The organism is Streptomyces stoeckheimensis, assembly GCF_045822005.1.
Taxonomy (GTDB): Bacteria; Actinomycetota; Actinomycetes; order Streptomycetales; family Streptomycetaceae; genus Streptomyces; species Streptomyces stoeckheimensis.
Genome location: NZ_CP169550.1, coordinates 907,375 through 931,736, shown reverse-complemented (window position 1 = coordinate 931,736; position 24,362 = coordinate 907,375). Strand labels below are relative to the sequence as shown.

Here is a 24,362-nt window from a genome sequence, read left to right as displayed (position 1 = left end):
GCACGCCCTTGGCGTGGTCGATGCTTCGCGGTACCTTCGCGACGAATCATTCGACGGCAGGCGGAAGCCGGTGGGAATCCGGCACGGTCGCGCCACTGTATGCCTGTACATCGCTCACGGACTGGGCGGTGCACGTTCGGCAAGTCAGACCCGCCGCCGTCACTTCGAGCTCCACCCGACCGGGACGCGTGTTCCCACAGGAGGTCCTGCTATGGCGCAGTCCGTTGCTCCGCCGATCGTTTCCGCCCCAGTCGCACCTGCCGCGCTGCCGATCCGTGCGGTCCTGCCCTGGGCGGCCTTCTTCGGAACCCTGATGCTCCTCCTGCTGTTCTTCGTCGGCGCGGAACAGGGCGCCACGGCGGTGTTCTCGGGCGACGGTGTGCACGAATGGGTGCACGACGGCCGTCACCTGCTCGGCTTCCCCTGCCACTGACACGAAGGCGAGCGAACACATGAACTCCGCAACCGTCAGAAACCTTCTGGTACGCGGCATGCTCGCCGGCCTGGCCGCCGGGCTACTCGCGCTGGCCGTGGCCTACTTCCTCGGCGAGCCGCAGATCGACGCGGGCATCGCATACGAGGACGCGCACAGCACGGAACATGGGATCGAAGTGGTCAGCCGCACCATGCAGGCCACTACCGGTCTTGCCACCGGCATCCTCATCTACGGCGTCGCGCTGGGCGGGATCGCTGCCCTGGCGTTCTGCTTCGCCCTCGGCCGGATCGGCCGCTTCAGCGCGCGAGCGACCGCTGTCCTGCTGTCGCTCGGCGCCCTGATCGCGGTCTACGTCGTGCCGTTCCTGAAGTACCCCGGAAATCCCCCGGCCGTCAGCGACGCCGACACCATCGGGCAGCGCACCACCCTCTACTTCCTCATGATGGTGCTCAGTGTCCTGCTGGCCGTAGCCACGGTAATCCTCGGCAAGCGCCTCGCGCCGCGTCTGGGCGATTGGAACGCCACGATCGCGGCCGGCTCCTTCTTCATCCTGGCCGTCGGCCTGGCCTACGCGTTCCTCCCGGCCGTCAACGAGATGCCGAAGGACTTTTCCGCCAACGTGGTGTGGGAGTTCCGTCTTGCGGCGCTCGCCATTCAGGCCACGTTGTGGGCTTCCTTCGGTCTCGTTTTCGGCTACCTCGCCGAACGGGTACTGGAGCCCAGGACTGCCGGGACAGGGCACCGGAGCGCGACCGTACCTTCGGCTCCGGCGTCTCTCTGAAGAGCGATGTGAAAGGGTCCGCCAGCCAGTCCTGGCGGACCCTCGCCACTATGCGGTCCCGTGGACCACGCAGGCGGCTGCCGCGATCCGACCGTTGTTGCGCCAGCAGATGTAGAACCCGCCCCATTCCGGTGGGGCCGCTGGAGCCTGGCGCGGACACCTGGTCTGCCGCCATCGTCGTAGGCGTGTTACCTCCCGTGGGTCCAGCCAGGCCCCCGCGCGGCATCCAGGACGTCGAGGCGGCTGCTGAGGCAGGCTGACCGCCAAGTAGCTGGCCCTTGGAGCACAGGTAGCTACCTTCATCGGCGTTCGCGTCTACGCGATGGCACGGGCGCGGGAGAAGGCGACGACAGGGCCGAACGCGCCGCGCTGGGCCCCACGCAGTCCGCGAGCGTCGGGGCCTTCCGTCACGCTCTGCGACGTACCGGACAGGCGGCTGGTAGCCGTGAGGCGCCCGCCGCCGGTTCGGAGGGACGATGAGACGGTGGGAGCGGGCGAGAGGAGATCGGAGCCCGGGGTCCGGCCGGTACGGGCTGCCGTACGAGTGAGCGGAAGGGTGCCGGGATGAGTGCGTCCGATGCGTTCCGGGTCGAGGTCGGCGGGACGGGTGCGGGCCCGGCGGCCCCCGGCGGGCTGCTGGACGTGCTGAGCCTGGCCGCGGTGGTGCTGGACGACAGCGGGCGGATCGCGCTGTGGAGCCCGCAGGCCGAGGAACTGTTCGGATATTCCGCCGACGAGGCGCTGGGGCGGTTCGCGGGCCCCCTGCTGGTCGACGAGCAGCACCTCGATTTCGTCATCGGGCTGTTCGCCCGCGTGATGGAGAGCGGGCGGCGCTGGGCGGGCGGCTTCCCGGTCCGGCACAAGGACGGCAGTACGCGGCTGGTGGAGTTCCGCAACATGCGGCTGCAGGACGACCAGGGAGGCCACTACGCGCTGGGGATCGCCACCGACCAGGTGACGCTGCGGCGTGTGGAGCGGGACCTGGCGCTGTCCTTGCGGCTGATCTCCCAGTCACCGATCGGGCTCGGGGTCATGGACACCGATCTGCGGTTCATGCTGGTCAATCCGGCGCTGGAAGGCATGAACGGCGGCTCGGCCCAGGACCGTGCCGGACCCGACGCGGGGCAGACGCCGCCGTTTCTGAGGGGGGACGCCATCGAGTCGGTGATGCGCGAGGTCCTCGCCACGGGGGTGCCGGCGCTGGACCGGTTCATGGTCGGGGACGCCCCGGACGATCCCGGCCAGGAGCATGCCTGGTCGGTCTCGTTCTACCGGCTGGAGGATCCCGCCGGGCGGGTGCTGGGCCTGGCCACCTCGGTGGTGGACGTCACCGCGCAGCACAGGGCGGCCGCCGACGCCGCCCGGGCACGGCGCCGCCTGGCACTCGTCGCCGATGCGTCGGCGCTGATCGGCACCACCCTCGACCTGGGACAGACGGCCCGGGAGCTGGCCGGGGTGTGCGTGCCCGAGGTGGCCGACCTGGTCACGGTGGATGTCCTCGACAGCGTCCTGCAGGGCGTGCGCACCGACGGGGCGCAGACCGGTCCGGCGCGCTTCCGCGCCTTGGCGGTGGTATCGGCGTACCCCACCGAGGCCGCACGGGCCCCGGACCCCGTCGGTGACCTCGTCGTGTACGCCGCGGACCGCCTGGTCATCCGCTGCGTCAACACCGGGCGCCCCGTCTTGAGGGCGAAGGTGACCGCTGAGGACCTGCGCCGCATCGCCCGGGACGACGACTCGGCCGCGGTTCTCGCCGCGGCCGGCATCCACTCGTACCTCGTGCTGCCGCTGGTCGCCCGCGGCGAGGTGATCGGCGCCGTCGGCCTGATGCGGGCCCGCAATCCGGCGCCGTTCGACGAGGACGACGTCACTCTGGCCGGCGAGCTCGCTGCCCGCGCGGCCGTGTGCATCGACAACGCCCGCTGGTTCCAGAGCCAGCGTCATGCCGCCCTCGCCCTCCAGCGGAACCTGCTGCCGAACCGGCCCTCGCATCGGCCCGGGCTCGGCATCGCCCACCGCTACGAGCCGGCGGGCGCCACCAGCGAGATCGGCGGCGACTGGTTCGACGTCATCCCCCTCCCGGGCGACAAGACCGCCTTGATCATCGGCGACGTCATGGGCAGTGGCATCGATGCCGCCGCGACCATGGGCCAGCTGCGCACCGCCACCCGGACCCTGGCCCAGCTCGACTTCGACCCCGCCCAGGTCCTGCACCACCTCGACCAGGCCACCGCCGGCATGGACGACACCTTCACCACCTGCGTCTACGCCGTCTACGACCCGCACGACCAGCGCTGCCGCATCTCGGTGGCGGGTCACCTGCCGCCGGTCCTCATGCGCTCCCGCCGCCCGCCGGAACTGCTCGACCTGCCCACCGGCGCGCCGCTCGGGGTAGGTGGTGTCCCCTTCCACACCACCCGCCTCGACCTGGGCCCCGGGGATCAGCTGGTCCTCTACACCGACGGCCTGGTGGAGACCCGCGACCAACCCCTCGACGAACGCTTCGATTTCCTCCTGTCCCTGCTCGCCGGCCCCTACCGTGACCTGGAGGACACCTGCGACCTCCTGCTCCGCGAGCTGCGGCACCCCGGCGATCACGACGACGTCGCCCTGCTGATCGCCCGGATGCAAGCCGAGCGGTCGGACTGACACGCCCCCATGAGGGGATATCCGGAATCATTCATGACACCTCCCATCGTCGTTGACGGAGGAGGCGCCAGCGGGCCAATGGCGTAGAGGTTCCCAGTGCCTGTGGCCTGGGCCCAGGTCAGCCCAGGGAGGCGATCAGCTCGTTGCAGGCTTGTTCGCAGCGGCGGCAGGCTTCGGCGCAGATGCGGCAGTGGTCGTGCATGCCAGCGTGGCGTTCACACTCGTCACCGCAGGCTTTGCAGACGGTGGCGCAGGCTTTGAGAATGGCCCGGGTGATGTTGGCGTCGTAGCCGGTGTGGCGGGAGAGGACTGCGGCGGTGGCGGTGCAGATGTCGGCGCAGTCGGCGTTGGTGCGGATGCACTTGGTGAGCTCGGCGACCATTTCCTCGGACAGGCAGGAATCCGAACAGGCGGTACATGCCTGGGCGCAGGCGATGCATTCCTCGATACAGCGGGTCAGTTTCTCCCGGTCCACACCGCCGAGGTCGGCGGGGTAGGTGTCGAGCATGTCCTTGACAGCGGTGGTCATTGTGCGCCTCCGTGAGTTCGCAGGGCTGGGTTCTGTCCCCTACGGGTAACACCGGGCGCGGGTGTTCAAACGGGGGAGCCTGCTGTTGTCATCGCATGGGTGCGGCCGCCTGCCGCTGGCGAGGAGGCGGTGCGGGGGTGGGTTCGATGGAGAGGCGATCGCGGTAACCGCTGTCTTCCTCGTACGGTCCGGTGTACGTGACCATCACCAGGCGGGGCGGCCCGGTCGTGGTGGCGGCCGTCCCCCACGCCGACAGGCACCACCGGGGCACCCAGCGCGACCGTGTGAAGGGCAGGCCAAAAGAATCGGCAGGAGAGCAGCCCGAGACGAGCGCAGCGGACGGGCCGAAACTCTGGTGATGTGGTGTGGCCGGGTTGGGGTCGCGTAATCCGCCGACGCGTCCATCCGTTCACTTATCCGGCCGCAAGATCACGGCTCGGTCACGACGCACGTTAAGGTGACGTACGTGTGACCTGCATCACTCCGTATTTGCGTCGCCGAAAGCGGGCTTGGCCATCTGCATGCAGGGGTGATAGGTCGGGGATCAATCGGACTTATTTCGGAAAGCCTTTGATCGCAGGCTCGTAAAGGCGTGTCCGTTTCGCCCGTTGTGGCGTCAGGGCGAGGCGTTCCGGGCTCATTTGGCTTCCTTGGTGCGCAACTGTGGCGCAGCCCACGTTTCTTGAAGGGAACCGCAAACCCCTGATAGCGGTTGTACTCATGTCCCACACCGCTCACATCCCAAGCCACCGGAAGCCCCGCCGCAGCGCTTCCACGCTCGCGGTCCGCGCCGGAATTGCCGGTGGTGTTCTCAGCACCCTGGCCATGGCCGGCACCGCGAGCGCGTCCCCGACCGCCGAGCCCGTGACCGAGACGACGCTCGAGATGCCGGTCCTCAACCTGGACCTGGGCGCCGAGGTCTCCGCAGCCGTCACCACGGCCGCCGAGAACACCCGCGCCGCCGCCGTCCAGGGTGAACTGATCGCCCTGGAGGAGAGCGCCCGTACCGGCGCTGCCGCCGAGGCGAAGAAGGCCAAGGAAGGCGCCCAGGCGAAAGCGGACGCTGAGAAGAAGGCCAAGACGGAGGCGGACCGCAAGTCCGCCTCCGAGCGCGCCAACCGCAGCTCCGTCCGCACCTCCATGACGAGCGCTTCCGGCGAGGGCTCCGGCTCCGCCAGCGTCAAGGGCTCCAGCGGCGTCGGCACCCCGGCCACCGGCTCCGCCGCCGCCATCATTGACTTCGCCCGCGCGCAGGTCGGCAAGCCTTACGTGCTGGGCAGCAACGGCCCCAACTCGTGGGACTGCTCCAGTCTCCTCCAGGCTGCCTTCCGCCAGGCCGGCATATCTCTGCCCCGCGTATCGCAGGACCAGTCAATGCTCGGCCGCTCGGTGTCGCTGAGCAGCCTTCAGCCCGGCGACATTCTGTACTGGGGCAGCAGGGGAAGCGGTGCCTATCACGTGGCCGTCTACGTCGGCGGCGGCAAGTACGTCGGTGCGCAGAACCCCAGCACGGGCATTGTTGAACGCTCTCTGAGCTACGACATGCCCGCGGGCGCCGTCCGCGTTCTCTGAGCTGTCCCCAGTGCCGCGAAAGGGTCGGTACCTCCGCGCCGTCGCCGCGGGCGGCGGTGGAGGTCGCACTGGTGTCGGACACCAGCCCTGCGGCCACTGCCACCGCTCCCGTCAGCGCGGCCCGGACGATCCGGCGCCGCCCCAGCGGTGCACCACGTTCATCATCACCTGTCATGCAAGGCCAAACTAGGCCCAATACCGCTGACCTTGTGGGCTTTCCGGGCAGGCCGATCGGAGCATCGCCGCAGGTCAGCGACTTGCGAGCCCCGTTAAGTCAGCGGCATTGCCGCTAGGGGGTGTCTTGCCGCGTGTAGGGGTCAGCTGGAGGAGTTCGCCTCCGATCCAGCCCGCGGATGGCGGATGGGGTGGCGTGGGCCGCTGAGTTGGAGTCGGTGTTCGCGCGGGCGGCGGGCCGGTTCGGGCGGGCAGATCTGCGGTGGCGGGGATTACCTGCGGGGGCTGCTGGCTCAGGTGGCCCGGAAGAATGGCTGGCAGCTGGCTGAGTATGCAGGTCACCGGACTCCGCACGGGGTGGCGGTGCGGCCGTACGGCAAGGCGGACGCGAAACACGTGCTGTCCGCAAGGGCATCGGTTCCGTCACCCCGGACGCCTTCAAGCAGCTGGTGGCCGACCGACTGAAGTCCTGAGCCGGAGCAGGCCCGGGATGCGGGCTACCCGGCCGGCCGCCAGCGCCAGGTGCCGCCCTGGAAGGAGAGGGTCGTACCGCCGTCCCGCACGTGCAGGACGTCGCCCTTCTCGTCCCAGGCCATCCGCAGGAGCTCATCCTGGGGATCTCCCCGGAGCACTCGCTTCCACAGCGGGTCGGCAGGGGCTCCGGGAGTGTCGAGGCCGAGAGAGAGCACGCCTTCCAACGACAGGACCATGGGTCCCAGCGGGCGGTAGGGTGCCGTCTCGGATTCCGCATACGCGCCGGAGAACGCCAGCTCAACCCGCAGGGTCCCGTCGGTGGGCAGCACCGACATCCGGTACCCCTCGGACTCGATGTCCATCTCCCCGATGCCCGGGATCTGCCAGGCGGTGATCTCCCGCCTGGGCGGATCGGGCTCCGCGCCCAGGACCGGTGTACAGCCATCCCACATGGCGCAACCTTTCGTGTCGGAGCAAGTCAGAGGTGCGGGACGGGCCGCAGCCCGGCCCGCACCCCCGAGTGTCACATCAGCTCATCGGAGAGAGCGCCAGGCGCCCCAGATGTGCCGGAGACCCGGCCGGTAGGCCCACTTGCTGTACTTCTTGCCGCCCCGGTAGTACTGCACGTGGGGGAAGCCCATGTGCTTGTTCTTGTAGCGGAGGCGGCGCCAGTGGGTGCCAAGACCCTTGCCCTTGGGCCGGGCACCCCACTTGTTGTAGTGGGGCTTCTTGCCGCGGACGTCGACCCGGTAGCCGCGCTTGGTCTGGATGCTGTTCTTGACCGAGCGCTTCGCCAGGAGCCGTGCACCGCCCTTGATCGCCATGCTGCGCAGGAACCCGCCGCCGGACACCATCGACACCACGCCGGCGATGCGGCGCGTGTTCTTGCCCGGGCACCACTTGGAGCAGGCCCAGGCCGCTGCGCCCACCGCGAGCCAGGCCCACTTGCCGTCGAGGTCGGAGCAGTTCGTGGGCTGCCCGTAGCAGTAGTCGTAGGCGTTGGCATTGCCTCCGTACACCGGGTCGGCGGACAGGAAGCGGCCGGAGGCGGGGTTGTAGAGCCGGACGCCCATCAGGGTCAGGCCCGTCAGGGTCTCCGCGGACCGCTGCTTGCCGCCCAGCCAGCCGTAGCGCGCCTCGGGCTGACCCGCCCGGGGCTTGCCGTACTCGTCCGACTCCAGGGCGACGGGCGCCTTGGAGAGGTCCAGCGGCAGCTGCAGGGCCACGTCGCTGTGCAGGTTGGTGACCTGCAGGACGACGTCACCAGTCTTGCTCGTGGTCGCGCCCAGGTCGCCGGAGGCCGAGTCCACGTTGCGGGTCAGCGTCCCGGTGGCGGTGTCCTCGGTGATCCAGCGCGGGTTGTCGCCGTCGCCGTCGTAGTGGTTGACCTTGGAGGCCGTCTGGGTCCAAGTGGAGCCGCTGCCGGTCTCGGTCTTGAACGAGCGGAAGCGCAGGGCGGAGTCGAGCTGCCAGGTCTGGCGCTCGGAGCCCGACGTCTGCTGGTGGACCAGGTCGTTGGCGTAGTAGCCGATGGTGCCGTTGCCGGGCGCCGTGGTGGTCCGGCCGAAGGCGTCGTAGACGTAGCCGGAGTCGACCAGGCGGCTGGCGCTGTCGTACGCGTGGGTGGTGGTGGTGCCTCCGCTGGCGGGGCATTCCGCACCCGGGGTGCCGGTCGCGGTGGTCAGCGACGTGCGGTTGGTCCGCGCGTCGAAGCCGTACGTACGGCGGGTGCAGACGGTGTCGGCGGTGTCCTCCACCGTCAGCAGACAGCCGGTCTTGTCGTACTGGTACGACTGGCCGGACCAGCCGGTGTGAGTGGTGCTCTGCGAGTGGATCGACTGGTTGATCGTGTCCGAGTAGACCAGCGAGCCGTCGCTGTCGCGCGTGTACTTGCGCTCGACCGCCGCACCGGAGGTGTCCTCCCGCTGGGTCAGGGTGAAGCCGCCGGGCAGCTTCTCGGAGGTGACCGAGCCGTCGGCGTTGTAGGTGACCGCGAAGGAACCGGCGACGGAGTCGGTGGTCTTCGTGGCGAGACCGCGCGGCTCGACCGCGTGGTCGTAGGTGTACGTCACGGTCGACGGAGCGTTGTCCGTGACCTTGACCGGACGGTTGAGCAGGTCGTACTCGGTGGTTGTGACACCGCCGTCGGCATCGAGCGGGGGCCGGGCCTTTTCGTGTTACCGGCCATCGGCTAGCGCCCGTGCCACCCCCGGTTCCTTCGGCCCGAGGAACTGCGGTTCCGGCTCGAACAGGGCGTCCACGGCTGCCTTGTCTGCGGCGAATAGTTCGCGTGTCGTGCCGTAATACCAGAGCGCGTCCTGGTGGTCGACCGCACTTACGCCGTACGAGTCGATGCCCGCTTCCTGGCATAGGGCGACCGCCCGCCGGATGTGGAAGCCCTGACTTACGAGGATCGCGCGGTCGACGCCGAAGATCTTCTTGGCGCGCACGCAGGAGTCCCAGGTGTCGAAGCCGGCGTAGTCGCTGACGATACGGGCGTCGGGCACGCCATTATGGGTGAGGTAGGTGCGCATGGCGCTTGGCTCGTCGTAGAGATGGCTGCTGTTGTCGCCGGTGACCAGAACCACTTCGACGCGTCCCTTGTGGTACAGGTCCGCCGCCGCGTTGAGTCGGTTGGCGAGGTACATCGAGGGCTCGCCGTTCCACATAAGGCCGGCGCCGAAGACTACGGCCACATCAGTACGCGGGACGTCGGCCGCCGTCCGCAGGCGGCCGTCCGCCACCGTGAACATCCACGTCGCGGGCAGCAGCGCGAGCACGCACAGCAACATCACCGCCTGCACGGCCCGCCGCTGCCCCGCGCGGGTGCGAGGCAGGAGCGGCCTTTGGATGTCGATCGGGCGCAGGCGCGGCAGGCGCATGACAGTGACCCCCCGGTTCATCGGCCGCCGTACTCAACGGCGGCGGTTTGTGTGTCTCGGCTGTCCCTGCCGTTTCGACAGCTTCCACCGCTCTGACAAACGAAGGACACCTCACTTGGTTCCCAGCTGGCCTCGGAGCATGACCAACATCACTCAGTGTGCTGAAATCCGCAGGTCGTCTCGTGCTGCTACCGGAGATGAATGCGTGAACCTGACTGCAGCCGGCCTGCCCGAGGAGACGGGCGACGACTGCTGCCCAGTGGACGCCTCGACCTGGTGGGCCGGGGCGGCCTGGGCCGTCTCGCGCCGGTGGAGATGGTGTGGGAGCTGGCCTCGGCGGTGGTGTTCGTCGGGCGCCGCGGGTGCTGCGCCTGGAGTTGGTGGTCCGGAGGCGTGCGGGAGTGCTGCTCATCGCAGGTCGCCACTTGCCGTTACCGTCCGTCCCAGATCCAGGAAGGCGCCGGCGCGTGCCAGGTCCTCAGGTGTGTCGACGGCGATTCCGTGATCGCTGACCGGGACCATCCGAACGTGGTGTCCGTGTTCGAGGAGCCTGAGCATCTCGACTCCCTCGGCCTGTTCAAGGGGCCCTTGTCCGAGGCTGCGGAAGGCGGCGAGTCCTGCCCTGGTGAACGCGTAGAGGCCGAGTTGGCGAAGGTACGTCGCCCGGCCGCTGCGGGGGTAGGGGATTGGCTGGCGCGAGAACATCAGGGCATTGCCGCGCTGATCGATGACGACCTTGACGGTGTTGTGGTCGAGCACGGCGGCCGTCGTCGCGCCATCGAGCGTGGCGAAGGCGTTGACGGCCAGGACGTCGGCTTCGAGTCCGGCCAGGGCTTCGGAGACGGCGTCGATGGCCGCCGGGTCGATAAATGGCTCGTCGCCCTGGACGTTGATGAAGGCGTCGCCCTGGAGGCGGTTGGCGCACTCGGCGACGCGGTCGGTCCCCGTGGGGTGATCGCCGGTCATCATGCACGGGATGCCGAGGCCCTGGCAGGCGGCTTGGATGCGCTGGTCGTCCGTCGCCACGAGGGCGTCGTCGAGTCGCTTCGCTTCGAGGCAGCGCTGGTAGACGTGCCAGAGCATGGGCTTGTCGCCGAGCATGGCCAGGGGTTTGCCGGGGAAGCGGGAGGCGCCCCATCGGCAGGGGATGACGGCTATGTGCCTACGCGCTCGGACTCGCGCGAGGGCTGTGGTGGCGGCCACAGGTGGCTCCTGTCAGATGGAGGGGCGGAGATGGTCGGGAGGGAGGAGCGTGAGCTTGCCGCGGAGAGAGGGGCTGCTGGTGAGGGAGAACGGACGCCATTCGTACCCGGTGACCTCGTCCTGCTGGAGGGTGACGGCGTGGGGGCCGACGGCCAAGAGGAAGGGGAAGCGCAGGTCGTAGTGCTGGTGTGCCGGCTCGTTCTTCGCGGGGTTGGCGTCGATGTCATGGATGTCGATGTCGATCGGGACGCCATCGAACCCGGGGAGCGGAGAAACCGCCGTGGGCAGGATGCCGGCCTCTTCGGTGAGTTCGCGCAGGGCTGCCTGAACGAGGGAGATGTCATCGGCTTCGTTGTGTCCGCCGGGCGCGAGCATCTTTGCCGTGACCTTGTGGCGGATGTGCAGGACCTCGCTTCGGTTGTTGATGACGATGGCGCCGCACGTGATGTGCCCCGGAGCGGTGCTGCGGCTCGTTGGGTCGGGGGCGCCGTCCAAGGCGTTGAAAAGAGGCGCGAGGGCTCCTCGCTCACCGGGGTTGTGAGCGAGATACGCCTCTACGGTGGTGCGGATGTGGGTGCGGGACAGTGCCATGTTGATCACCTCAGGAAGTGCTTGAGCCAGATCCTCGCGATGTCCTGGCGGTCGTCGGTGGACACTTCGTGGATCCCGGGTTCGATGCCGCCCTTCGTGATCGAGGCGGCGGCGGCGAGTAGCTCGCCCTGGACAAGGTGGATGAACGTGCCGACGACAGCGCGGTGTACGAAGTTCACGGCTCCGCCGTCAGCGAGGAGATGGAAGCTGTGTCCGTGCCTCTCGTAGCGCGTGAGGTGATTGGTGGTGCCTCTTCGGCGGTACAGCCCATTCAGCGCGCTGAGTTCGAGCTCGTCGTCGGACGAGGTTGCCGCGGCGAGGTACGCACCGTTTCGCAGGGCGGCGAAGTCCGCCTTGCGCAGGGCAAGGTTGCCTGTCGCGCAGATCACGAGGCCGGCGTCGCGAATTGCTTCCCGGCACGAATCAGCAGTCCGGAAGCCCTGGGAGTGGGCTTGGACTTGTTTCAGGGGACTGTTGTCGAAGACGGTGACGTGCAAGTCCTGGGCCTTGAGCGTCTGAGCGATCGAGCGGCCGATCTTGCCGAAGCCGATGACGGTTGCCTGTCGGCCGGTGAGGATGTCGCCGCGAGTCCGGAGCAGGGCCTCGGTGGAGAAGACGATCGACCTGCCGACGAGGTGGTCCTCGGGTTCCTTCAGCGGCGATCGGGCCACCGACACGACCGGGCAGGGCAGTCGGTCGAGAGCGGCGTACCGCTGGTGGCCGTTCTCGGTGTCCTCGACGACGCCGAGGATACGGCCCGAAAACTTCTCGGCCAGGGTGTGGAGACTGCCGGCGAAGTAGCCGCCGATGTCCAGCAGGACCACCTGCTGACCGGCGGCAACGTCCTCCAAGAAGTGCAGGGCGGTGACCGGGTCGGCGAACCGCATACGGCTGAGCTCGTGGACCGGGTGAACGGCCCGGACCACTTCGAGGGTCGCCTGGTCGATGGAGCGCGGCTTCGGAAGGACGGCCGCGATCCGAGTGACAGCCGATAAGGCACCCAGGAACGCCGGCCGCTCGGGGAGGAGATGGGTGATGACCAGGGAGGTGATGTCGCGCGGCATGGGGAAACGCTGGGTGATCTGCTGGAAGTAGGTGTCGAGTCGGGCCCTGTCGGTCCGGTCCACGGCAGCTCCTGTTCGGTGGGCGGTCTCAGGCAGCCGCGGGATACGCGGGCTGGGCGAGCGACTGCATCTGGGCACGCATCCCGGCATGGAGGTCGACTGCCGGCTGCCAGCCGAGTACCTGATGGATACGGCGCGGGTCGGCACGGGTGACGAGGACGTCGCCGTTACGGACGTGTCCCTGCTGGACCTGGATCTCGCGTCCGGTCAGGCTCTGCGCGATGTTGATGACGTCGATCAGGGAGGCTCCGCTGCCGCCGCCGACGTTGAGGATGCCAGCGTCGTCCGGGGCGCCAGCCGCGGCGATGGTTGCCGCGACGGCGTCGTTCACGTAGGTGAAGTCCCGGCGCTGGTGGCCGTCTCCGTAGAGGCGGAGGGGCTGCCCGGTGAGCGCGGCCGTGAGGGCGCGGTGGGTGAACATGTCCGGCCGCTGGCGGGGGCCGTAGACGGTGAAGTACCGGAGGGCGACGACGCTGGTGGGGCAGTCACCCCGGGCGGCGTGCGCGAGGCAGAGCTGCTCCTCGGCGAGCTTGGTGACCGCGTACGGGGAGGCTGGCCGCGGGTGGTCGCTCTCCAGGCTGGGTCCGCCATTGGTCGGGCCGTAGACGCTGGAGGAAGAGGCGACGACCATGCGGGGCACCCTCATGCGGGTGGCGGCGTCCATGATCCGCTGGGTGACGAGGATGTTGGACTGCACGTACTCGCTGAACTGCGGACCCCAGGAGGGCCGGACGCCGGGGATTCCGGCGAGGTGGAAGATGGCGTCGGCTTCGATGAGGAAGGGGTCGATCGCGCAGCCCAGCAGGTCGGCCTGGATGTGTATGTATCCGCGGAGGCCGCCCAGCGCGGAGAGGTTCGCTGCCGCGCCGGGGTCCTTGGCGGGGTCTCGGCGGTCGACGCCGATGACGGTGGTGCCCGTGCGGAGCAGGGCGGCGGCGAGGTGGGAGCCGATGAAGCCGGCGGCGCCGGTCACCACCACTCTGCGGAGTTTCGGGGCTGCGGCGGGTGCAGGGGCGGTCGCTTCAGACACGGGGGTCTCCATGAGGTGTGGGGTCAGACGAGACGGGACAGGACGGTGCGGCCGTGCGCGCTGAGGGCAAGGTCGCCCTGCTCGTGGCCGCGAACCAGCGCGGTGATGGCTTCGATGGCGCCGAAGCTCTCCAGGAGCCGTTGGTCGGTGCCGGTGAGACGGGCGCCGTACCCGGCGAAGAAGGCGTCGCGAAGGCGTGGTGCCGCCTGCCAGCGCCGGAACTCGAGTCGGGCGAAGTCGCGGACCCGCGCGTCGCGGCGCATGTGTTCCAGGTCGCAGATCCAGAATCCCTCGTCGCCGATGAGCCAGTTCCGGGGCTGGTAGTCGAGATGGCAGACGGCGCTGTCCATGCGGGTGCCGGACAGCTGGCCGGCGACACTGAGCAGTCGGTGGCGCTCTACGGCGGAGAACAGGTCGGCCCGGTCTCCTCGCTCCACCCAGGCTTCGAGGCGCCCGGCGAGTTCGGCGCCGATCGCCCCGCCTCCCGCTGTCGGCCCGGACGTGGCCCGGTGTAGCAGGCCCAGCGCACGCCCCGCTTCGTGGTGCGCCTGCTCCTCCACCGCAGTGTTGGGCTCGGCTGCTTCTGCGCTGTGGCCGGGCAGAGCGGTGAGGAGGAGGGTGCGCGAGCCGTCGTGGCGTCCGACCAGCTCGGGCAGCTGCCTGGGGAGGTGTCTGCTCCAGGTGAGATATGCGTGGGTCTCTTGGACGTACCTGGCCGGCTGGACGTGCTGTTTGGCGAGGTAGGCGGTGCCGCGGGTGTCGACCAGCCGCAGGAGGTGTCCGGGGAGACTCGGGTCCGGCACGACTCGGACAGTTCCAATCGTCTGCCGAGCGAGCTCTATCCGCGGATCCTCGAAGGCGGTGATCACGATGCCGCCTGCACCGGTAAGGAGGCCACGTGGGAGGTGTCGTTGTGCGTGCGGAGCAGCCACCGCCTCTGGTCGAGCCGGTTCAGGTGGCGCTCCCAGCGGGTGAGGGAGGCGTGTGAGACCGTGAAGCTGGCCCCGTTCCCCGGGAGCAGGCCGAGGAAAAGGGTGTGCGCGGCGATGATGGTCTCGCCGTGGGCTGCGAAGAGCACGCGGTCACCCTCGTGCCGCTCGGCGAGCTCCTGAAGGAAGGCGGTCGCCCGGCGCAGGTAGCCGTTCCAGGTGTCGGAGCCCTCCGCCCAGGGCGTGTCGGGGTGGGCCTGCGGTCCGCCGTCGGCAGCGGTCTTCACGTCGAACCACGGCCTGCCGTCGGCCGCACCGTGTACCGGGCCGTCGAGGCCGGGTTCTATTCGCATCTCCAGGCGAAGGGCCTGGGAGAGGATCTCGCCGGTCTGACGGAGCCGGAGCCGTGGGCCGGCGTACAGCGCCGTGAAGGGGCGGGCGTGGTGTTCGGCGGCCAGCTGGGCTGCGGCGCCTTCGACCTGCTGGTACCCGAGGTAGGTCAGGCCGGTGCAGGTCGCCGGTCCGCCGACGACGCCGTCGGCGTTGCACTGGGCCTGGCCGTGTCGGAGGAGGACGAATTCGGTGGTGATCACGGGGTGCCTTCGGGGTGGGTGACGAGGAGCAGGTGGCCGAAGCGGTAGCCGTTCCGACCCAGGTAGGGGGCGGTCAGCACGGTGTGCAGGGCGAGGAAGTCGTCGAGCCGCTCGCGGTTGGTCGTGCCGAGGAGCGGGTCGTGCGAGGCGCAGGCCCGGTTGTAGGCGGCGAGGGCTTCGTCGATCGCGCTGGGATTGACGGGGCCGTACGTCATGATCAGCGTCGCGATCAGCTTGGCCAGGTCGTAGCCGAACGGCGCGAGTCCGAGATCGTCGGTGTCGACCGTGAAGACCGTGCCGTCATCGGTGAGCAGGAAGTTCCGCGGGTTGCTGTCCTTGTAGAAGGCGGCGGGGCCCTCGGCAGCCCGCTCCAACCGGGAGAGCATCATCTGCAGGGCCGGCCGGCCGGGCAGGTGGCCCTGCTCCAGACGCCGGCGCAGCACGGCCTCCCGGACGGAGAGGAAGTCCGGGAACGGCGTACCGTCTCGGAACGCGTACGGCTCGTCGAGCACAGCCCGGTACAGGTCGGTGGACCAGGCCGCCCCGTGGGCATCGCCGAGCAGCGCGGCGAGCCTCACCAGGTCCTCGGGCCGGGCATGCCGACCGTCGATCCACTGGAAGGCGAGACTGTTCGGCCCCTGGGCGATCAGCTCTGGCTGCCGCAGCGACGGGGCGTGGACTGCCAGCCAGCGGTGATGCCGGGCCGCAGCATCGGCGGCCTCGGTGCTCTCGTACGGCTTGGTGAAACGGGTCAAGGTCATGCCTGCTCCTTCCGGCGCCGGGCGACCACGTAGGTGATCACGGACGTAGTGGTCACGGGCTGATCCGGGAGGAACTCGTGGAGCGAGGCCGCCAGCGCCGCCGGGTTGCCGTACAGGCCCGGTGCCAGGTCGTACTTCGGATTGGTCGCCAGGTACTCCGCCACGTGATCGTGGCCGCCGAAGCGGAAGACGTGCTCCTCGTGAGCCACCGCGACCACGTCGAGGCAGGATCTGGCCAGGACGGCGAGATTTCCGCTGTGCGCGGAGGCGTAGAGGCTCTCGTGTTCACCGGCGTAGGGGTCGAGGCCGGAGGAGGCCACCAAGCCGTCCATCTCGCTGTAGCTGTCGAGCGACTTGGTGACGAGGACGGCCAGACCCTGTGGGGCCAGTGCTCGGGTGAGCTCCTCGATGACGCGTTCCGGCTGCGGCGAGTGGTAGAGGCAGAACGCCGCCACGGCCACGTCGCATGTGCCGATACCCATCGGCAGTTGGTGGAAGTCACCTTGGGTGAAGCTCACGTCCACGCCGGCGATCTTCCCGACCCGCTCGCGGGCGGCGGCGAGCAGAGCGGCCGACGCGTCGATTCCCACGAGTCGTAGCGGCCGCAGTCGCTCGGCCAGCACCCGGCTGCTGGTGCCGCGACCGCATCCGATGTCGGCCACCGTGCCCAGTCGGCGGGCCGGGCCCTTGCCGTGGGCGGCCGCCAGGTCGGCGATCGTCTCGGGTACCGGTCGGCCGGCGGTCTTGGCGCGCATGAGCGCGCTGGTTCGGCCGGCCAGTCGGCTCGGGTGCCCGTAGAGGTCTGCCTGCCGGGAGGTGTCGAGGAACGGGTTGACGGTCATCGGCCGTCCCCCCGCCCAACAGAGCCTCGGGTCAGTTCTGCGCGGCCACCTGCTGCAGCCAGCGGCGGGCGTGCCGACGCCCGGTCAGCAGCACCACCTCGGCATGACCGCAGGCGAACTCGTCGATCTTCGCAATGACCCGTGGACGCATTTCGCGCCGGTAGGTCGCGACGTACTTGATCACGCCCCAGTGGATCCGGTTGTGCACCCCGTCGCCCTTGTGCCCGGCGCCGTGCCGGATCTGCCGGGAGAAGATGCCCCACAGCGCCGCGACGGTGGAGACGTCCATCAGCACCACGGTGTCGCAGGCTTCCAACCGGGTCTGGAGCGTGGAGTTGTAGTTGCCGTCGATCACCCACTTGGGCGCTGCCACCAGCTCCCGCTGGAGTGCCGTGAACTTCTCCTGATCCAGAGCGTTCCACGCGTCGTCGTAGAACACCGCGTCCAGATGTGTCACCGGCGCGTCGAGGATCGCGCCGAGCTGCCGCGCGACGTGGGATTTGCCGCTGCCGCCGCAGCCGACGATGGCCACCTTCTTCATGGTTCTCCACCCTAGGGGTGTCCTGGTGCGCCGGCTGCACGTGCGCCGGAACACGATCGGATGATCCGGGCCCGAGAGCCCCGATGGCGTTGTGCATCACGCAGCCCCCTGGTGCACTGCGGTGCTGCCGGTGATCGTGGCCATCACGGTCTCCAGCGCGTCCACCTGCCGGCTGAGCCGGAACAGCTCCAGCCGTTCCAGGCATTCCTGGATGAGGTGCACGTGCCGATCGGTCCCTGCGATCTTCTGGAGCTCCGTGATCTTCCGGATCACCTGGTTCCCGGCCCGCACCACCAAGTCGGTCGGCACGAAGCGGTCGGCTCCCTGGATGTCGGACGGAGCCAGCGGTAGGCAGCCGGCCAGGACGGCCTCGAAAATCCGCTGGGTCATCTGCCCAGCCTCGGCATAACGCTGGGGCACCAGCAGCAGTGTGGCCAGCGTGCCGCCATAGAGGCGGGTGACCTCCTCGAATGGAATCCGGCCCAGGAACTTCACGTGGGGCCAGCGGGTGGTGTTCGGCCACTTACCGCCCACGCGGTGCTCAAAGCACGCGGCCGCCGGCGCGAAGTACTTGCCGAACCACTCGTCGCGGTCGTACTGGTTGCCCACGTAGCCGAGCGCCACGTGGCGTGGGGCCGCGGCCAGCAGAGCCGGGTCCGCCTGATCGAGGAGTCGGTCAGCCACGGGGAAGAGAAGCCGGTGCGCGCCGGGGGTGGGGTCGAGGGCGGCCTCGCACACGGCGACGTGCGGCGTACGGCGCCAGATGCTGTCGGCGCGCAGCTGACGGTCCTTGTCCCAGATCACCGTGGGCACCTTGTGCTTCAGCGCGTACTGGCGCACCAGCTGGGCTTGGCGGTGGAAGTCGCAGGTGTGCCCGGGAGTGCCGCAGGGAGTCGTGTTCCGGCCGAAGATCGGCCAGCGCCACTCCAGGAACAGCAGGTCGATGTCCGGCAGGCCGGCGTCGAAGCCGTAGGTGTTGGCGAGATCGTCCCCGGCTTCGAGACGGTCGCGGTCTGCCTGGAGGAAAACGATCTCGTGACCGCGGGCAAGCAGCTCGTCAACCAGGGGCCGGCGGTGGCTACGGCCCCCGTCGGGCGTGTCGGTGATGCCGTTGCCGAGGAAGCCCCAGAAGCTGTATCCGATCTTCACTTGGTGATCCACCTCCCCTCCAGGAGCAGAGCGTCCAGGCCGGAGTTGGCCAGGCAGTCGAGCGCCATGTCGGGGGTGCCGCAGATCGGCTTGCCCTTCACGTTCAGGGAGGTGTTGATCAACACCGGAGTGCCGGTGATCCGGCCGAAGGCCGTCAGCACCTCGTGCATGAAGGGGTTCTGCCACTCGGTGACGGTCTGTAGCCGGGCTGTCCCGTTGGCATGAACGATGGCGGGGATCCGCTGGCGTGTGGCCTCGGTGACCGGGGAGGCCATGGACATGAACGGCGCCTCCTGCCCGAGTGTGAAGAACTCTTTGGCGCGCTCGGCCACGACCATGGGGGCGAAGGGGCGGAACGGCTCGCGGAACTTCACCGTCGCGTTCAGCCGCTCGACGACGCCGGGCTCCAGAGGTGAGGCGAGGATCGACCGGTTGCCCAGGGCGCGCGGCCCGGCCTCCACCGCGCCCTGGAACAGGCCGACGATCACACCGTGGGCGAGCTGGTCCGCCAGGAACTCCGCAGTCTCCGTGCCGAGGATCTTTTGCGTGAGGCCCGGCCAGGGGGACAAGTCGAGTGCCGGATCCGGGTACGTAGGACCGAGGTAGCAGCTGCGGGTCACTCCGGCGATGCCCTTGCTGTTACCGCTGTCGCAGTGCGCGGCAATAGCCGCCCCGATGGCGGTTCCGGCATCGCCTGGCGCTGGCGGCACGAACACCTCGTCGAAGACGTCCGCCTCGATGATCCGTCCCACGGAGACGCAGTTGGTGGCTACCCCGCCTCCCAGGCACAGCCGCCGGGATCCGGTGACCAGTTGTGCCCTGCGGGCGAGGTGCACCATGACCTCCTCCGTGCGTGCTTGCAGGGCGGCTGCGAGGTCGCGATGGACGTCCTGCAGCGGCTCGTCCGGCTGTCGGCGAGGGCAGGTGTCGTCCACGAACCTCCGGGTCATGCGGGCGAACCCGCCGTGCAGGACCCGGGGCGGGAAGTACGACGGGTCGACGAAGAAGCCGGTCTGCGTCGTGCGGACGGCGCGGGCGAAGAGGCTGTGGAAGCGGGCGGGGTCGCCAAGCGCGGCCAGCGCCATGACGGTGCCTTCCTCGTCCCCACGTCGCCAGCCCAGGTGCTCGGTCACCGCGCCGTACACATAGCCGAGCGAGGCCGGATCGTTGATCGCCTCCAGCGTGCGGGTGGTGGGCCGATTCGCGTCGAGGCCCCTGGCGATGGTGGTGGTCTGCCGTTCACCGAGGCTGTCCACGACCAGGACCGCGGACTCGCTCCAGCCAGACGAGGCGAACGCGGCCAGCTGGTGGGCGCGGTGGTGCTGGACAGGCCGCACCCGTGCATTCGGGAACCGCCGCCCCAAGTCCTGGAGCCGCTTCTGGGTCCGGTACGCCACCTTGGCGAACCCGGATGCCCGGTGCAGGGCACGGTCTCGGGTGCCGGTGGCGAGGGCCAGCCGCGCGGCGGCTGGAACTTCGGCCAGATACCGCAGAGGCTGGAAGTTGTACGCGACGGTGTCCACGTCGTGCGCGGTCAGCCCGGCTTCGCTCAGGAGCCAGTCGATGGCCTGGCGCGGGTAGTCCTTCGTGTGCTTGCGCTGCGAGAGGCGCTCCTCTTCGACGAACCCGACCAGCTCTCCGTCGGCCAGGAGGGCGGCGGCGGAGTCGTGGGTGAAGGAGCACAGGCCGAGGACGACCGCAGGCGAGCGCGTGTTCGCTCCCATCAGGCCGCTCCTCTTCCCGGGCGGGCGGCGCCGGCACTCCGCCGCTCCAGCTCGCGGTACCAGCAGGAGAGCAGGTGGCCGAGCGGGCCCTCGATGTCCTGGGCGCTCCGGCGGGCCTGTTCCCGGTCGCCGGCCTTCCACAGCTGGTAGCTGCGCATCGTCTCCGTCACGGCGTCCCATCCGGGGTGTCCGGTCGCGTCGCGGTCTTCGACCTGGCGGAGGAGCTTGTCGAACCCTTCCCACGGCGTGGTCAGCGCTTCCATCTCGTAGCTGGCCACACTGGTGAGGCCGGCGGCCTGGTCGAGGTCGCGCTCGTAGATGTGCAGGGAGTCGATGTGGTGGTGATACGTGCCGAGTTCGGCCCCCAGCCAGCCGGCTACCAGCTCGTGCAGGGTGGTCGTGAAGACGAGGTCGTACGGCAGGCCGACCCACACGTCCTGGCCTCGCATCGTGGTGGACATGTCCAGGCGGCCGGCGCGCAGGTGGAAGCGGAAGCCGAGCGTGCAGGGCACGTCGCTGTGACCGGCGGCGTCCTGCGCCGGATCGTAGAGCTGGATCACCGCCCGCCGCGAGCTCGGGTCTTCCCGGAGGATCTCCACGACCCGGCGGAGCTGGTCGACGGCTCCGCCCCAGTTGCGCATTCGCGGCCCGTAGGCGCCCCGCAGGACGCCGTCATCCGCGTACTGCCGCAGCCGTCCGTTGTAGTCGAAGACCCACGGGGCGTCGGAGCCGGACAGATGCCACACCATCTCGGCCACAGCGAAGGCAGGGTTGATGATCCGGGCCGGAGGCGCGTAGAAGAGCCGGGCACGGGGCCGGGTCAGCGTGAAGTTGACGTCGAGCACCTCGCGGGTGGCCATCCCGCGGGGACTTACGCGCTGGCCTGTCCTCGCCAGGGCCACGGCCCCGGTGAAGATCTCGGCCACGCTGTCGGCCGTCAGTTCCGTCATCGGACTACTTCCTCCTCTTTGCCCTGCGGGATCGCGGTGGCATGGCGCGGGTCGCTATCGGAGAGCGCTCGCCGGCCTCGGGCGACGATGAGCTGGGCCACATCGAGCGCGCTGTTGCCGCGCCAGCGGCACACGGCATCGACGGAGTCGCGGGTCACCGCGAGATGGGTGGTGCGGAGCTGGTCCAGCGCCTGGGTGACCTCGGCCGCCGCCGAACAGGGGCGGGCGAGGCCGTGTTCGGCCAGACCCAGGGTCCGCTGGCCGGGCAGCTTGAGCTCCAGTACCGGTACGTCGACCAGCAGGGCCTCGATCCCACAGGTCGAGTAGACGCTGACCAAGGCGTCAGCGGCGGCCAAACAGCCCCGCGCGCCGACCGCTCCATCGGCCACGGCCACCTGCGGATTCCTTCGCAGGATGGCGGCGAAGGCTTCGGGGCCCTGGGCGGGGTGGGGGGCGATGACCAATCCCCACTGGTCGGTGGCCTGCGCCATGCCGGTGACGAGAAGGTCCGCTTGGGCTTCGAGCTGTTCGGGCGAGAGCGGCTGGCAGGCCCACACCATGATCTGGCCGGGCGGCTCCTTGGTTCGGGCGAGCAGCTTCTCCAGGTACCGGCGTTGCGCCTTGAGGTCGACGCCGATCAAGGTGTCGAACCGGGGCTGGCCCAGCACGTGGATCTCGGCCTTCGGGTGACGCGCCCACGCGCGTGCCGGGGCCACGTCCCGTTCGCCCATGACCACGATGTGCCGACTGTGCAGCGCCGGCCAGGTCACCGATTCGGAGGTCCAAGCACCGTGCTGGACCTGCACCGTGTTGATCCCGCGCGCCTCGGCGGAGTGGACGGCGAGCACCCCGAGCGGGCTGGTGTCGTTGCTGACCAGAACCGTGTGCGGGCCGACTTGGCCGAGCAGGTCGTTCAGCCACAGCTCCGCGTGAACGGAGGCCCGCCACGACGGCTGTGTGCATCCGTTGCTCGACTCCATGACGGCAGCAGCCAGTCGCGCAAGCCGGTCGAGCCGCACCCGGTGCGGTCCTACCGCCACGGTGACGGTCTCACCCGCGTCTCCGCTCCCGGCATCGCCTTCGGCGCCGAGACCAAGGCTGGGGACGCTGCCGGTCTGCGCGAGCATCCCGGCTGGACCGGAGTGGAGGAGTACCGCCTCCGCTCCGGTCGACGGGCAGCGCTCGGCCGGATCCGAAGCCAGATCCACCAGAACGGACTTCCTGCCCTCGGCGGCCAGCTCCCGCAGCACCGGTAGCAGCGTCTGCCAATGCCGGGAGGACCAGGAGAGGGCCACCACCGATGCTTTGGGCAGGACGGCAGCCGGCGGCTCCGGGGCCTGCTCCTCCGAGATCAGCTCAGCGGTGATCCGACGGAGGCCGGCGGAGAACGGTGGACTGTGCGGCGTCGGGGCGCCCAACGCGTAGGCGACACCGGACCAGGTGACGGTGTAAGCGCGATACTCACGCGAGCTGGTCGGACGGACACTGACCAAACCCTCGTACGGCGCCGGAGCCAGAGGGCCGGGTGACTGTGCGAACGGCTCCCACGAGGCCAGCGCGAGGAGCTTGCGCACCAGCTGGGTCACCAGGCGGCGGACAGGCACGTGCTGGACGTGCAGCCATGAGGCGCCGGCGGCCGTCCGGGCGGCGTGGGCACTGAACTCCTCCAGCGCGGCCATCACCGACTCCACGTACGTTTCCGTCTCACGCCGATCGACGGGAAGTGTCTCCAACTGCTGCGTAGTGATCGACGCACTGCTCGCGTGCCTCACCGCGGCCTCGCCGATGAGCGACCACGCCGCCTGCCCTCCGCCGGCTGCCCGGGCCAGCACCAGCCTGCTGCGCATGGGCGCCCTCACCGCGGGCTTCCGATGGTTGCGGTCATGGGTTGAGAGCCGTCTTTGAGGAGGGACAGGAGACCGGCCGGGCTCTGGGCGACCTCATCGGCCGCGGTGCCGGGCCCGCCGTACCCCCAGGCAGCGTGAACGAACCGCAGGCCCGCCCGCTGTGCAGCCTCGCGATCAGCCGGCATGTCCCCGATGAAGATCGCGTCGGCCGGGTCGACTCCGAGGTCCACCAGCGTGAGCAGCAGATGGTCGGGGGACGGCTTCCCCCGACCGCGGCTGGACGGAGTGTGTATCGCCGCGAACGTACAACCAAGTCGGCCAACAAGAGGAGCAGCCCGCTCCAAGGGCTTGGAGGTGACGACCGCAAGCAGCCAGTCCGCGACGGCGAAGGCACGCAGCGCATCCTGGACGCCGTCGAATACCGACGCAGCCGGAGCCGCTGCCACCGAAGCCGAGGAGTACGTCGAGTGCACCGCCTCGACTTCGGCGATGCCCAGCAGGCCCATGATGTCGGCGAACGGACGACCCAGGTGCGCCGCGTAGTCCTCGAAGGGCGTGGCAATGCCATGGAAGTCCTGGACCACCTGCCACGCCAGCCGCATGACGGGCAGTGTGTCGACCAGGACACCATCCAGGTCGAAGATGAGCGCGCGCCGTGGTGGAGTCTCCGGCTCGGGCGGCTCGTACGGGTGCAGCAGCATGTGCGGCTCTCTCTGGGAAAGGGGCCGGGCCAATGGCCGGCCGTGAAAGTCACTGAATGGCGGAGGTCGTGCCGTCCGTGATGTCGACCGTGGGGCGCTTGACGATCGCCAGAACTCGTTTGCCGGACCCGTCCTCGTGGGGTCTGGCCATCCAGTAGTCGGCCTCGGCTTGCACGAGGAGCAGACCTCGTCCGCCGATCGCGTCCGGACTGCTCGGCTTGAGGACCGGAGGGGAGGGGGAGTTGTCCTCGACCTCGATTCCCACCACCCCTTCCCGTGCGGCGAGGGTCACGGTGATGCGCTCGCATTCCGGCTCAGGGACGTTGCCAGGGGTCCGGCCGTGCCGCTCGGCGTTCGTCGTGAGCTCGCTGACGATGAGCAGGCTGCGGTCCAGCAGGTCCTCGAGGCCCCACCCGGACAGGGTCTTGTGGGTGAAGGCGCGGGCAATGGCCGGCGCCCGATCGTCCGAGTCCAGAACCAGGCTCCGGCGGCGCCCGGAGGCTTCGACAGCGAAGTCCACCCCGGCCACCTCACAGTCCCCGTTGCAAGCCGTCGAGCACGCGGCGATGCGTCACGGCCCCGGTGTCGAACCGGCGGAAGTTCTCGACGAGAATCTCCTCGGACTGGATGGGCACCCTCCCGAGTTCAAGGACCGGCTCCGCGTTCGAACGGTCAGGGCTGTGCCTCTGCTGTCCTTCCACCGCTTCCTCCTGGGGTGCGCACGCCTGTGGTGCCGAAGGCCCGAGCTTCCGGCGGGCGGAGGACAGACTGACGGCTGGGAGAGGCAGGCCCAAGCAACGCGGGCGTAGCAAACAACGGACTCGTGGCGTCAGTTCACGAAACGCGCATCACTTTCAACGCCTTCGTTGGATACTCGCCA

General features: G+C 69.4%; 22 protein-coding genes, 2 pseudogenes and 1 riboswitch. Of the genes and pseudogenes, 5 read left to right on the top strand and 19 right to left on the bottom strand.

Annotated elements, in window-relative coordinates; genetic code table 11:
• Window positions 1-11 precede the first annotated feature (11 nt).
• A riboswitch (cobalamin riboswitch) is annotated at window positions 12-173 on the top strand.
• 38 nt (window positions 174-211) lie between these two features.
• From ACE1OC_RS04205 to ACE1OC_RS04195, 3 genes are all read left to right on the top strand, one after another.
• Window positions 212-433 carry a CbtB domain-containing protein gene (locus tag ACE1OC_RS04205; protein WP_407835858.1) on the top strand — a complete coding sequence of 74 codons (222 nt, stop codon included), beginning with the start codon at window positions 212-214 and terminating at the stop codon, window positions 431-433.
• Between the two features lie 19 nt (window positions 434-452).
• Window positions 453-1,217 carry a CbtA family protein gene (locus ACE1OC_RS04200; protein ID WP_407835857.1) on the top strand — a complete coding sequence of 255 codons (765 nt, stop codon included), beginning with the start codon at window positions 453-455 and terminating at the stop codon, window positions 1,215-1,217.
• A 564-nt stretch (window positions 1,218-1,781) separates the two neighbouring features.
• A complete protein-coding gene (locus ACE1OC_RS04195; protein WP_407835856.1) occupies window positions 1,782-3,866 on the top strand; it encodes a SpoIIE family protein phosphatase in 2,085 nt (694 codons plus the stop codon).
• 118 nt (window positions 3,867-3,984) lie between these two features.
• Here the strand turns inward: ACE1OC_RS04195 and ACE1OC_RS04190 are convergent, their stop codons facing one another.
• Window positions 3,985-4,395 (bottom strand): four-helix bundle copper-binding protein, encoded by a 411-nt coding sequence (locus tag ACE1OC_RS04190; RefSeq protein WP_266448447.1) that lies wholly within the window; start codon window positions 4,393-4,395, stop codon window positions 3,985-3,987.
• A 720-nt stretch (window positions 4,396-5,115) separates the two neighbouring features.
• On the opposite strand from ACE1OC_RS04190, the gene ACE1OC_RS04185 reads away from it, so the two are divergent.
• Both ACE1OC_RS04185 and ACE1OC_RS04180 read left to right on the top strand, forming a co-directional pair.
• A complete protein-coding gene (locus ACE1OC_RS04185) occupies window positions 5,116-5,967 on the top strand; it encodes a C40 family peptidase (protein WP_266448450.1) in 852 nt (283 codons plus the stop codon).
• A gap of 353 nt (window positions 5,968-6,320) precedes the next feature.
• A pseudogene (locus ACE1OC_RS04180) lies at window positions 6,321-6,501 on the top strand (IS701 family transposase); the annotation flags it as partial.
• 137 nt (window positions 6,502-6,638) lie between these two features.
• Here the strand turns inward: ACE1OC_RS04180 and ACE1OC_RS04175 are convergent.
• The 18 genes and pseudogenes from ACE1OC_RS04175 to ACE1OC_RS04090 all read right to left on the bottom strand — a co-directional run bounded on the left by ACE1OC_RS04175 (window position 6,639) and on the right by ACE1OC_RS04090 (window position 24,002).
• Window positions 6,639-7,067: a hypothetical protein gene (locus ACE1OC_RS04175; protein ID WP_407835855.1), complete on the bottom strand. Its 429-nt coding sequence runs from the start codon at window positions 7,065-7,067 to the stop codon at window positions 6,639-6,641.
• Between the two features lie 81 nt (window positions 7,068-7,148).
• Window positions 7,149-8,768, bottom strand: a pseudogene (locus ACE1OC_RS04170) (RHS repeat-associated core domain-containing protein); the annotation flags it as partial.
• 24 nt (window positions 8,769-8,792) lie between these two features.
• Window positions 8,793-9,497, bottom strand: a complete 705-nt coding sequence (locus tag ACE1OC_RS04165) for a SanA/YdcF family protein (protein ID WP_407835854.1) — start codon at window positions 9,495-9,497, stop codon at window positions 8,793-8,795.
• 408 nt (window positions 9,498-9,905) lie between these two features.
• Window positions 9,906-10,700, bottom strand: a complete 795-nt coding sequence (locus ACE1OC_RS04160; protein ID WP_407835853.1) for a 3-deoxy-manno-octulosonate cytidylyltransferase — start codon at window positions 10,698-10,700, stop codon at window positions 9,906-9,908.
• A 12-nt stretch (window positions 10,701-10,712) separates the two neighbouring features.
• On the bottom strand, window positions 10,713-11,291 hold the full coding sequence (locus ACE1OC_RS04155) for an NUDIX domain-containing protein (protein ID WP_407835852.1): 579 nt from the start codon (window positions 11,289-11,291) through the stop codon (window positions 10,713-10,715).
• Between the two features lie 5 nt (window positions 11,292-11,296).
• Window positions 11,297-12,418 carry an adenosylhomocysteinase gene (locus tag ACE1OC_RS04150; protein ID WP_407835851.1) on the bottom strand — a complete coding sequence of 374 codons (1,122 nt, stop codon included), beginning with the start codon at window positions 12,416-12,418 and terminating at the stop codon, window positions 11,297-11,299.
• 25 nt (window positions 12,419-12,443) lie between these two features.
• Window positions 12,444-13,445, bottom strand: coding sequence for an NAD-dependent epimerase/dehydratase family protein (locus ACE1OC_RS04145; protein ID WP_407835850.1), 1,002 nt, complete (start codon window positions 13,443-13,445; stop codon window positions 12,444-12,446).
• A 23-nt stretch (window positions 13,446-13,468) separates the two neighbouring features.
• Window positions 13,469-14,248 carry an aminoglycoside phosphotransferase family protein gene (locus ACE1OC_RS04140; protein ID WP_407835849.1) on the bottom strand — a complete coding sequence of 260 codons (780 nt, stop codon included), beginning with the start codon at window positions 14,246-14,248 and terminating at the stop codon, window positions 13,469-13,471.
• 62 nt (window positions 14,249-14,310) lie between these two features.
• A complete protein-coding gene (locus tag ACE1OC_RS04135) occupies window positions 14,311-14,967 on the bottom strand; it encodes a histidine phosphatase family protein (protein ID WP_407835848.1) in 657 nt (218 codons plus the stop codon).
• Window positions 14,964-15,728, bottom strand: a complete 765-nt coding sequence (locus ACE1OC_RS04130; RefSeq protein WP_407835847.1) for a phosphotransferase family protein — start codon at window positions 15,726-15,728, stop codon at window positions 14,964-14,966. Before ACE1OC_RS04130 ends, ACE1OC_RS04135 begins: the two co-directional genes overlap by 4 nt.
• Window positions 15,725-16,570: a class I SAM-dependent methyltransferase gene (locus ACE1OC_RS04125; RefSeq protein WP_407835846.1), complete on the bottom strand. Its 846-nt coding sequence runs from the start codon at window positions 16,568-16,570 to the stop codon at window positions 15,725-15,727. Before ACE1OC_RS04125 ends, ACE1OC_RS04130 begins: the two co-directional genes overlap by 4 nt.
• A gap of 31 nt (window positions 16,571-16,601) precedes the next feature.
• On the bottom strand, window positions 16,602-17,111 hold the full coding sequence (locus ACE1OC_RS04120) for a topology modulation protein (RefSeq protein WP_407835845.1): 510 nt from the start codon (window positions 17,109-17,111) through the stop codon (window positions 16,602-16,604).
• A gap of 96 nt (window positions 17,112-17,207) precedes the next feature.
• A complete protein-coding gene (locus ACE1OC_RS04115) occupies window positions 17,208-18,260 on the bottom strand; it encodes a glycosyltransferase family protein (protein WP_407835844.1) in 1,053 nt (350 codons plus the stop codon).
• Window positions 18,257-19,984 carry a carbamoyltransferase gene (locus ACE1OC_RS04110; RefSeq protein ID WP_407835843.1) on the bottom strand — a complete coding sequence of 576 codons (1,728 nt, stop codon included), beginning with the start codon at window positions 19,982-19,984 and terminating at the stop codon, window positions 18,257-18,259. Before ACE1OC_RS04110 ends, ACE1OC_RS04115 begins: the two co-directional genes overlap by 4 nt.
• Window positions 19,984-20,934 carry a thymidylate synthase gene (locus ACE1OC_RS04105; protein WP_266448482.1) on the bottom strand — a complete coding sequence of 317 codons (951 nt, stop codon included), beginning with the start codon at window positions 20,932-20,934 and terminating at the stop codon, window positions 19,984-19,986. Before ACE1OC_RS04105 ends, ACE1OC_RS04110 begins: the two co-directional genes overlap by 1 nt.
• Window positions 20,931-22,781 (bottom strand): hypothetical protein, encoded by a 1,851-nt coding sequence (locus ACE1OC_RS04100; RefSeq protein WP_407835842.1) that lies wholly within the window; start codon window positions 22,779-22,781, stop codon window positions 20,931-20,933. Before ACE1OC_RS04100 ends, ACE1OC_RS04105 begins: the two co-directional genes overlap by 4 nt.
• An 8-nt stretch (window positions 22,782-22,789) precedes the next feature.
• Window positions 22,790-23,482 (bottom strand): HAD family hydrolase, encoded by a 693-nt coding sequence (locus tag ACE1OC_RS04095; RefSeq protein ID WP_407835841.1) that lies wholly within the window; start codon window positions 23,480-23,482, stop codon window positions 22,790-22,792.
• Between the two features lie 49 nt (window positions 23,483-23,531).
• Complete coding sequence (locus ACE1OC_RS04090) at window positions 23,532-24,002, bottom strand: ATP-binding protein (RefSeq protein ID WP_407835840.1); 471 nt, start codon at window positions 24,000-24,002, stop codon at window positions 23,532-23,534.
• Window positions 24,003-24,362 lie beyond the last annotated feature (360 nt).

Coding starts and splice junctions, on each gene's coding strand:
- ACE1OC_RS04205 (WP_407835858.1), top strand. CDS start 212: ATGGCGCAGTCCGTTGCTCCGCCGATCGTTTCCGCCCCAGTCGCACCT.
- ACE1OC_RS04200 (WP_407835857.1), top strand. CDS start 453: ATGAACTCCGCAACCGTCAGAAACCTTCTGGTACGCGGCATGCTCGCC.
- ACE1OC_RS04195 (WP_407835856.1), top strand. CDS start 1,782: ATGAGTGCGTCCGATGCGTTCCGGGTCGAGGTCGGCGGGACGGGTGCG.
- ACE1OC_RS04190 (WP_266448447.1), bottom strand. CDS start 4,395: ATGACCACCGCTGTCAAGGACATGCTCGACACCTACCCCGCCGACCTC.
- ACE1OC_RS04185 (WP_266448450.1), top strand. CDS start 5,116: ATGTCCCACACCGCTCACATCCCAAGCCACCGGAAGCCCCGCCGCAGC.
- ACE1OC_RS04175 (WP_407835855.1), bottom strand. CDS start 7,067: ATGTGGGATGGCTGTACACCGGTCCTGGGCGCGGAGCCCGATCCGCCC.
- ACE1OC_RS04165 (WP_407835854.1), bottom strand. CDS start 9,497: ATGCGCCTGCCGCGCCTGCGCCCGATCGACATCCAAAGGCCGCTCCTG.
- ACE1OC_RS04155 (WP_407835852.1), bottom strand. CDS start 11,291: ATGGCACTGTCCCGCACCCACATCCGCACCACCGTAGAGGCGTATCTC.
- ACE1OC_RS04130 (WP_407835847.1), bottom strand. CDS start 15,728: ATGACCTTGACCCGTTTCACCAAGCCGTACGAGAGCACCGAGGCCGCC.
- ACE1OC_RS04125 (WP_407835846.1), bottom strand. CDS start 16,570: ATGACCGTCAACCCGTTCCTCGACACCTCCCGGCAGGCAGACCTCTAC.
- ACE1OC_RS04120 (WP_407835845.1), bottom strand. CDS start 17,111: ATGAAGAAGGTGGCCATCGTCGGCTGCGGCGGCAGCGGCAAATCCCAC.
- ACE1OC_RS04110 (WP_407835843.1), bottom strand. CDS start 19,984: ATGGGAGCGAACACGCGCTCGCCTGCGGTCGTCCTCGGCCTGTGCTCC.
- ACE1OC_RS04105 (WP_266448482.1), bottom strand. CDS start 20,934: ATGACGGAACTGACGGCCGACAGCGTGGCCGAGATCTTCACCGGGGCC.
- ACE1OC_RS04100 (WP_407835842.1), bottom strand. CDS start 22,781: ATGCGCAGCAGGCTGGTGCTGGCCCGGGCAGCCGGCGGAGGGCAGGCG.
- ACE1OC_RS04095 (WP_407835841.1), bottom strand. CDS start 23,482: ATGCTGCTGCACCCGTACGAGCCGCCCGAGCCGGAGACTCCACCACGG.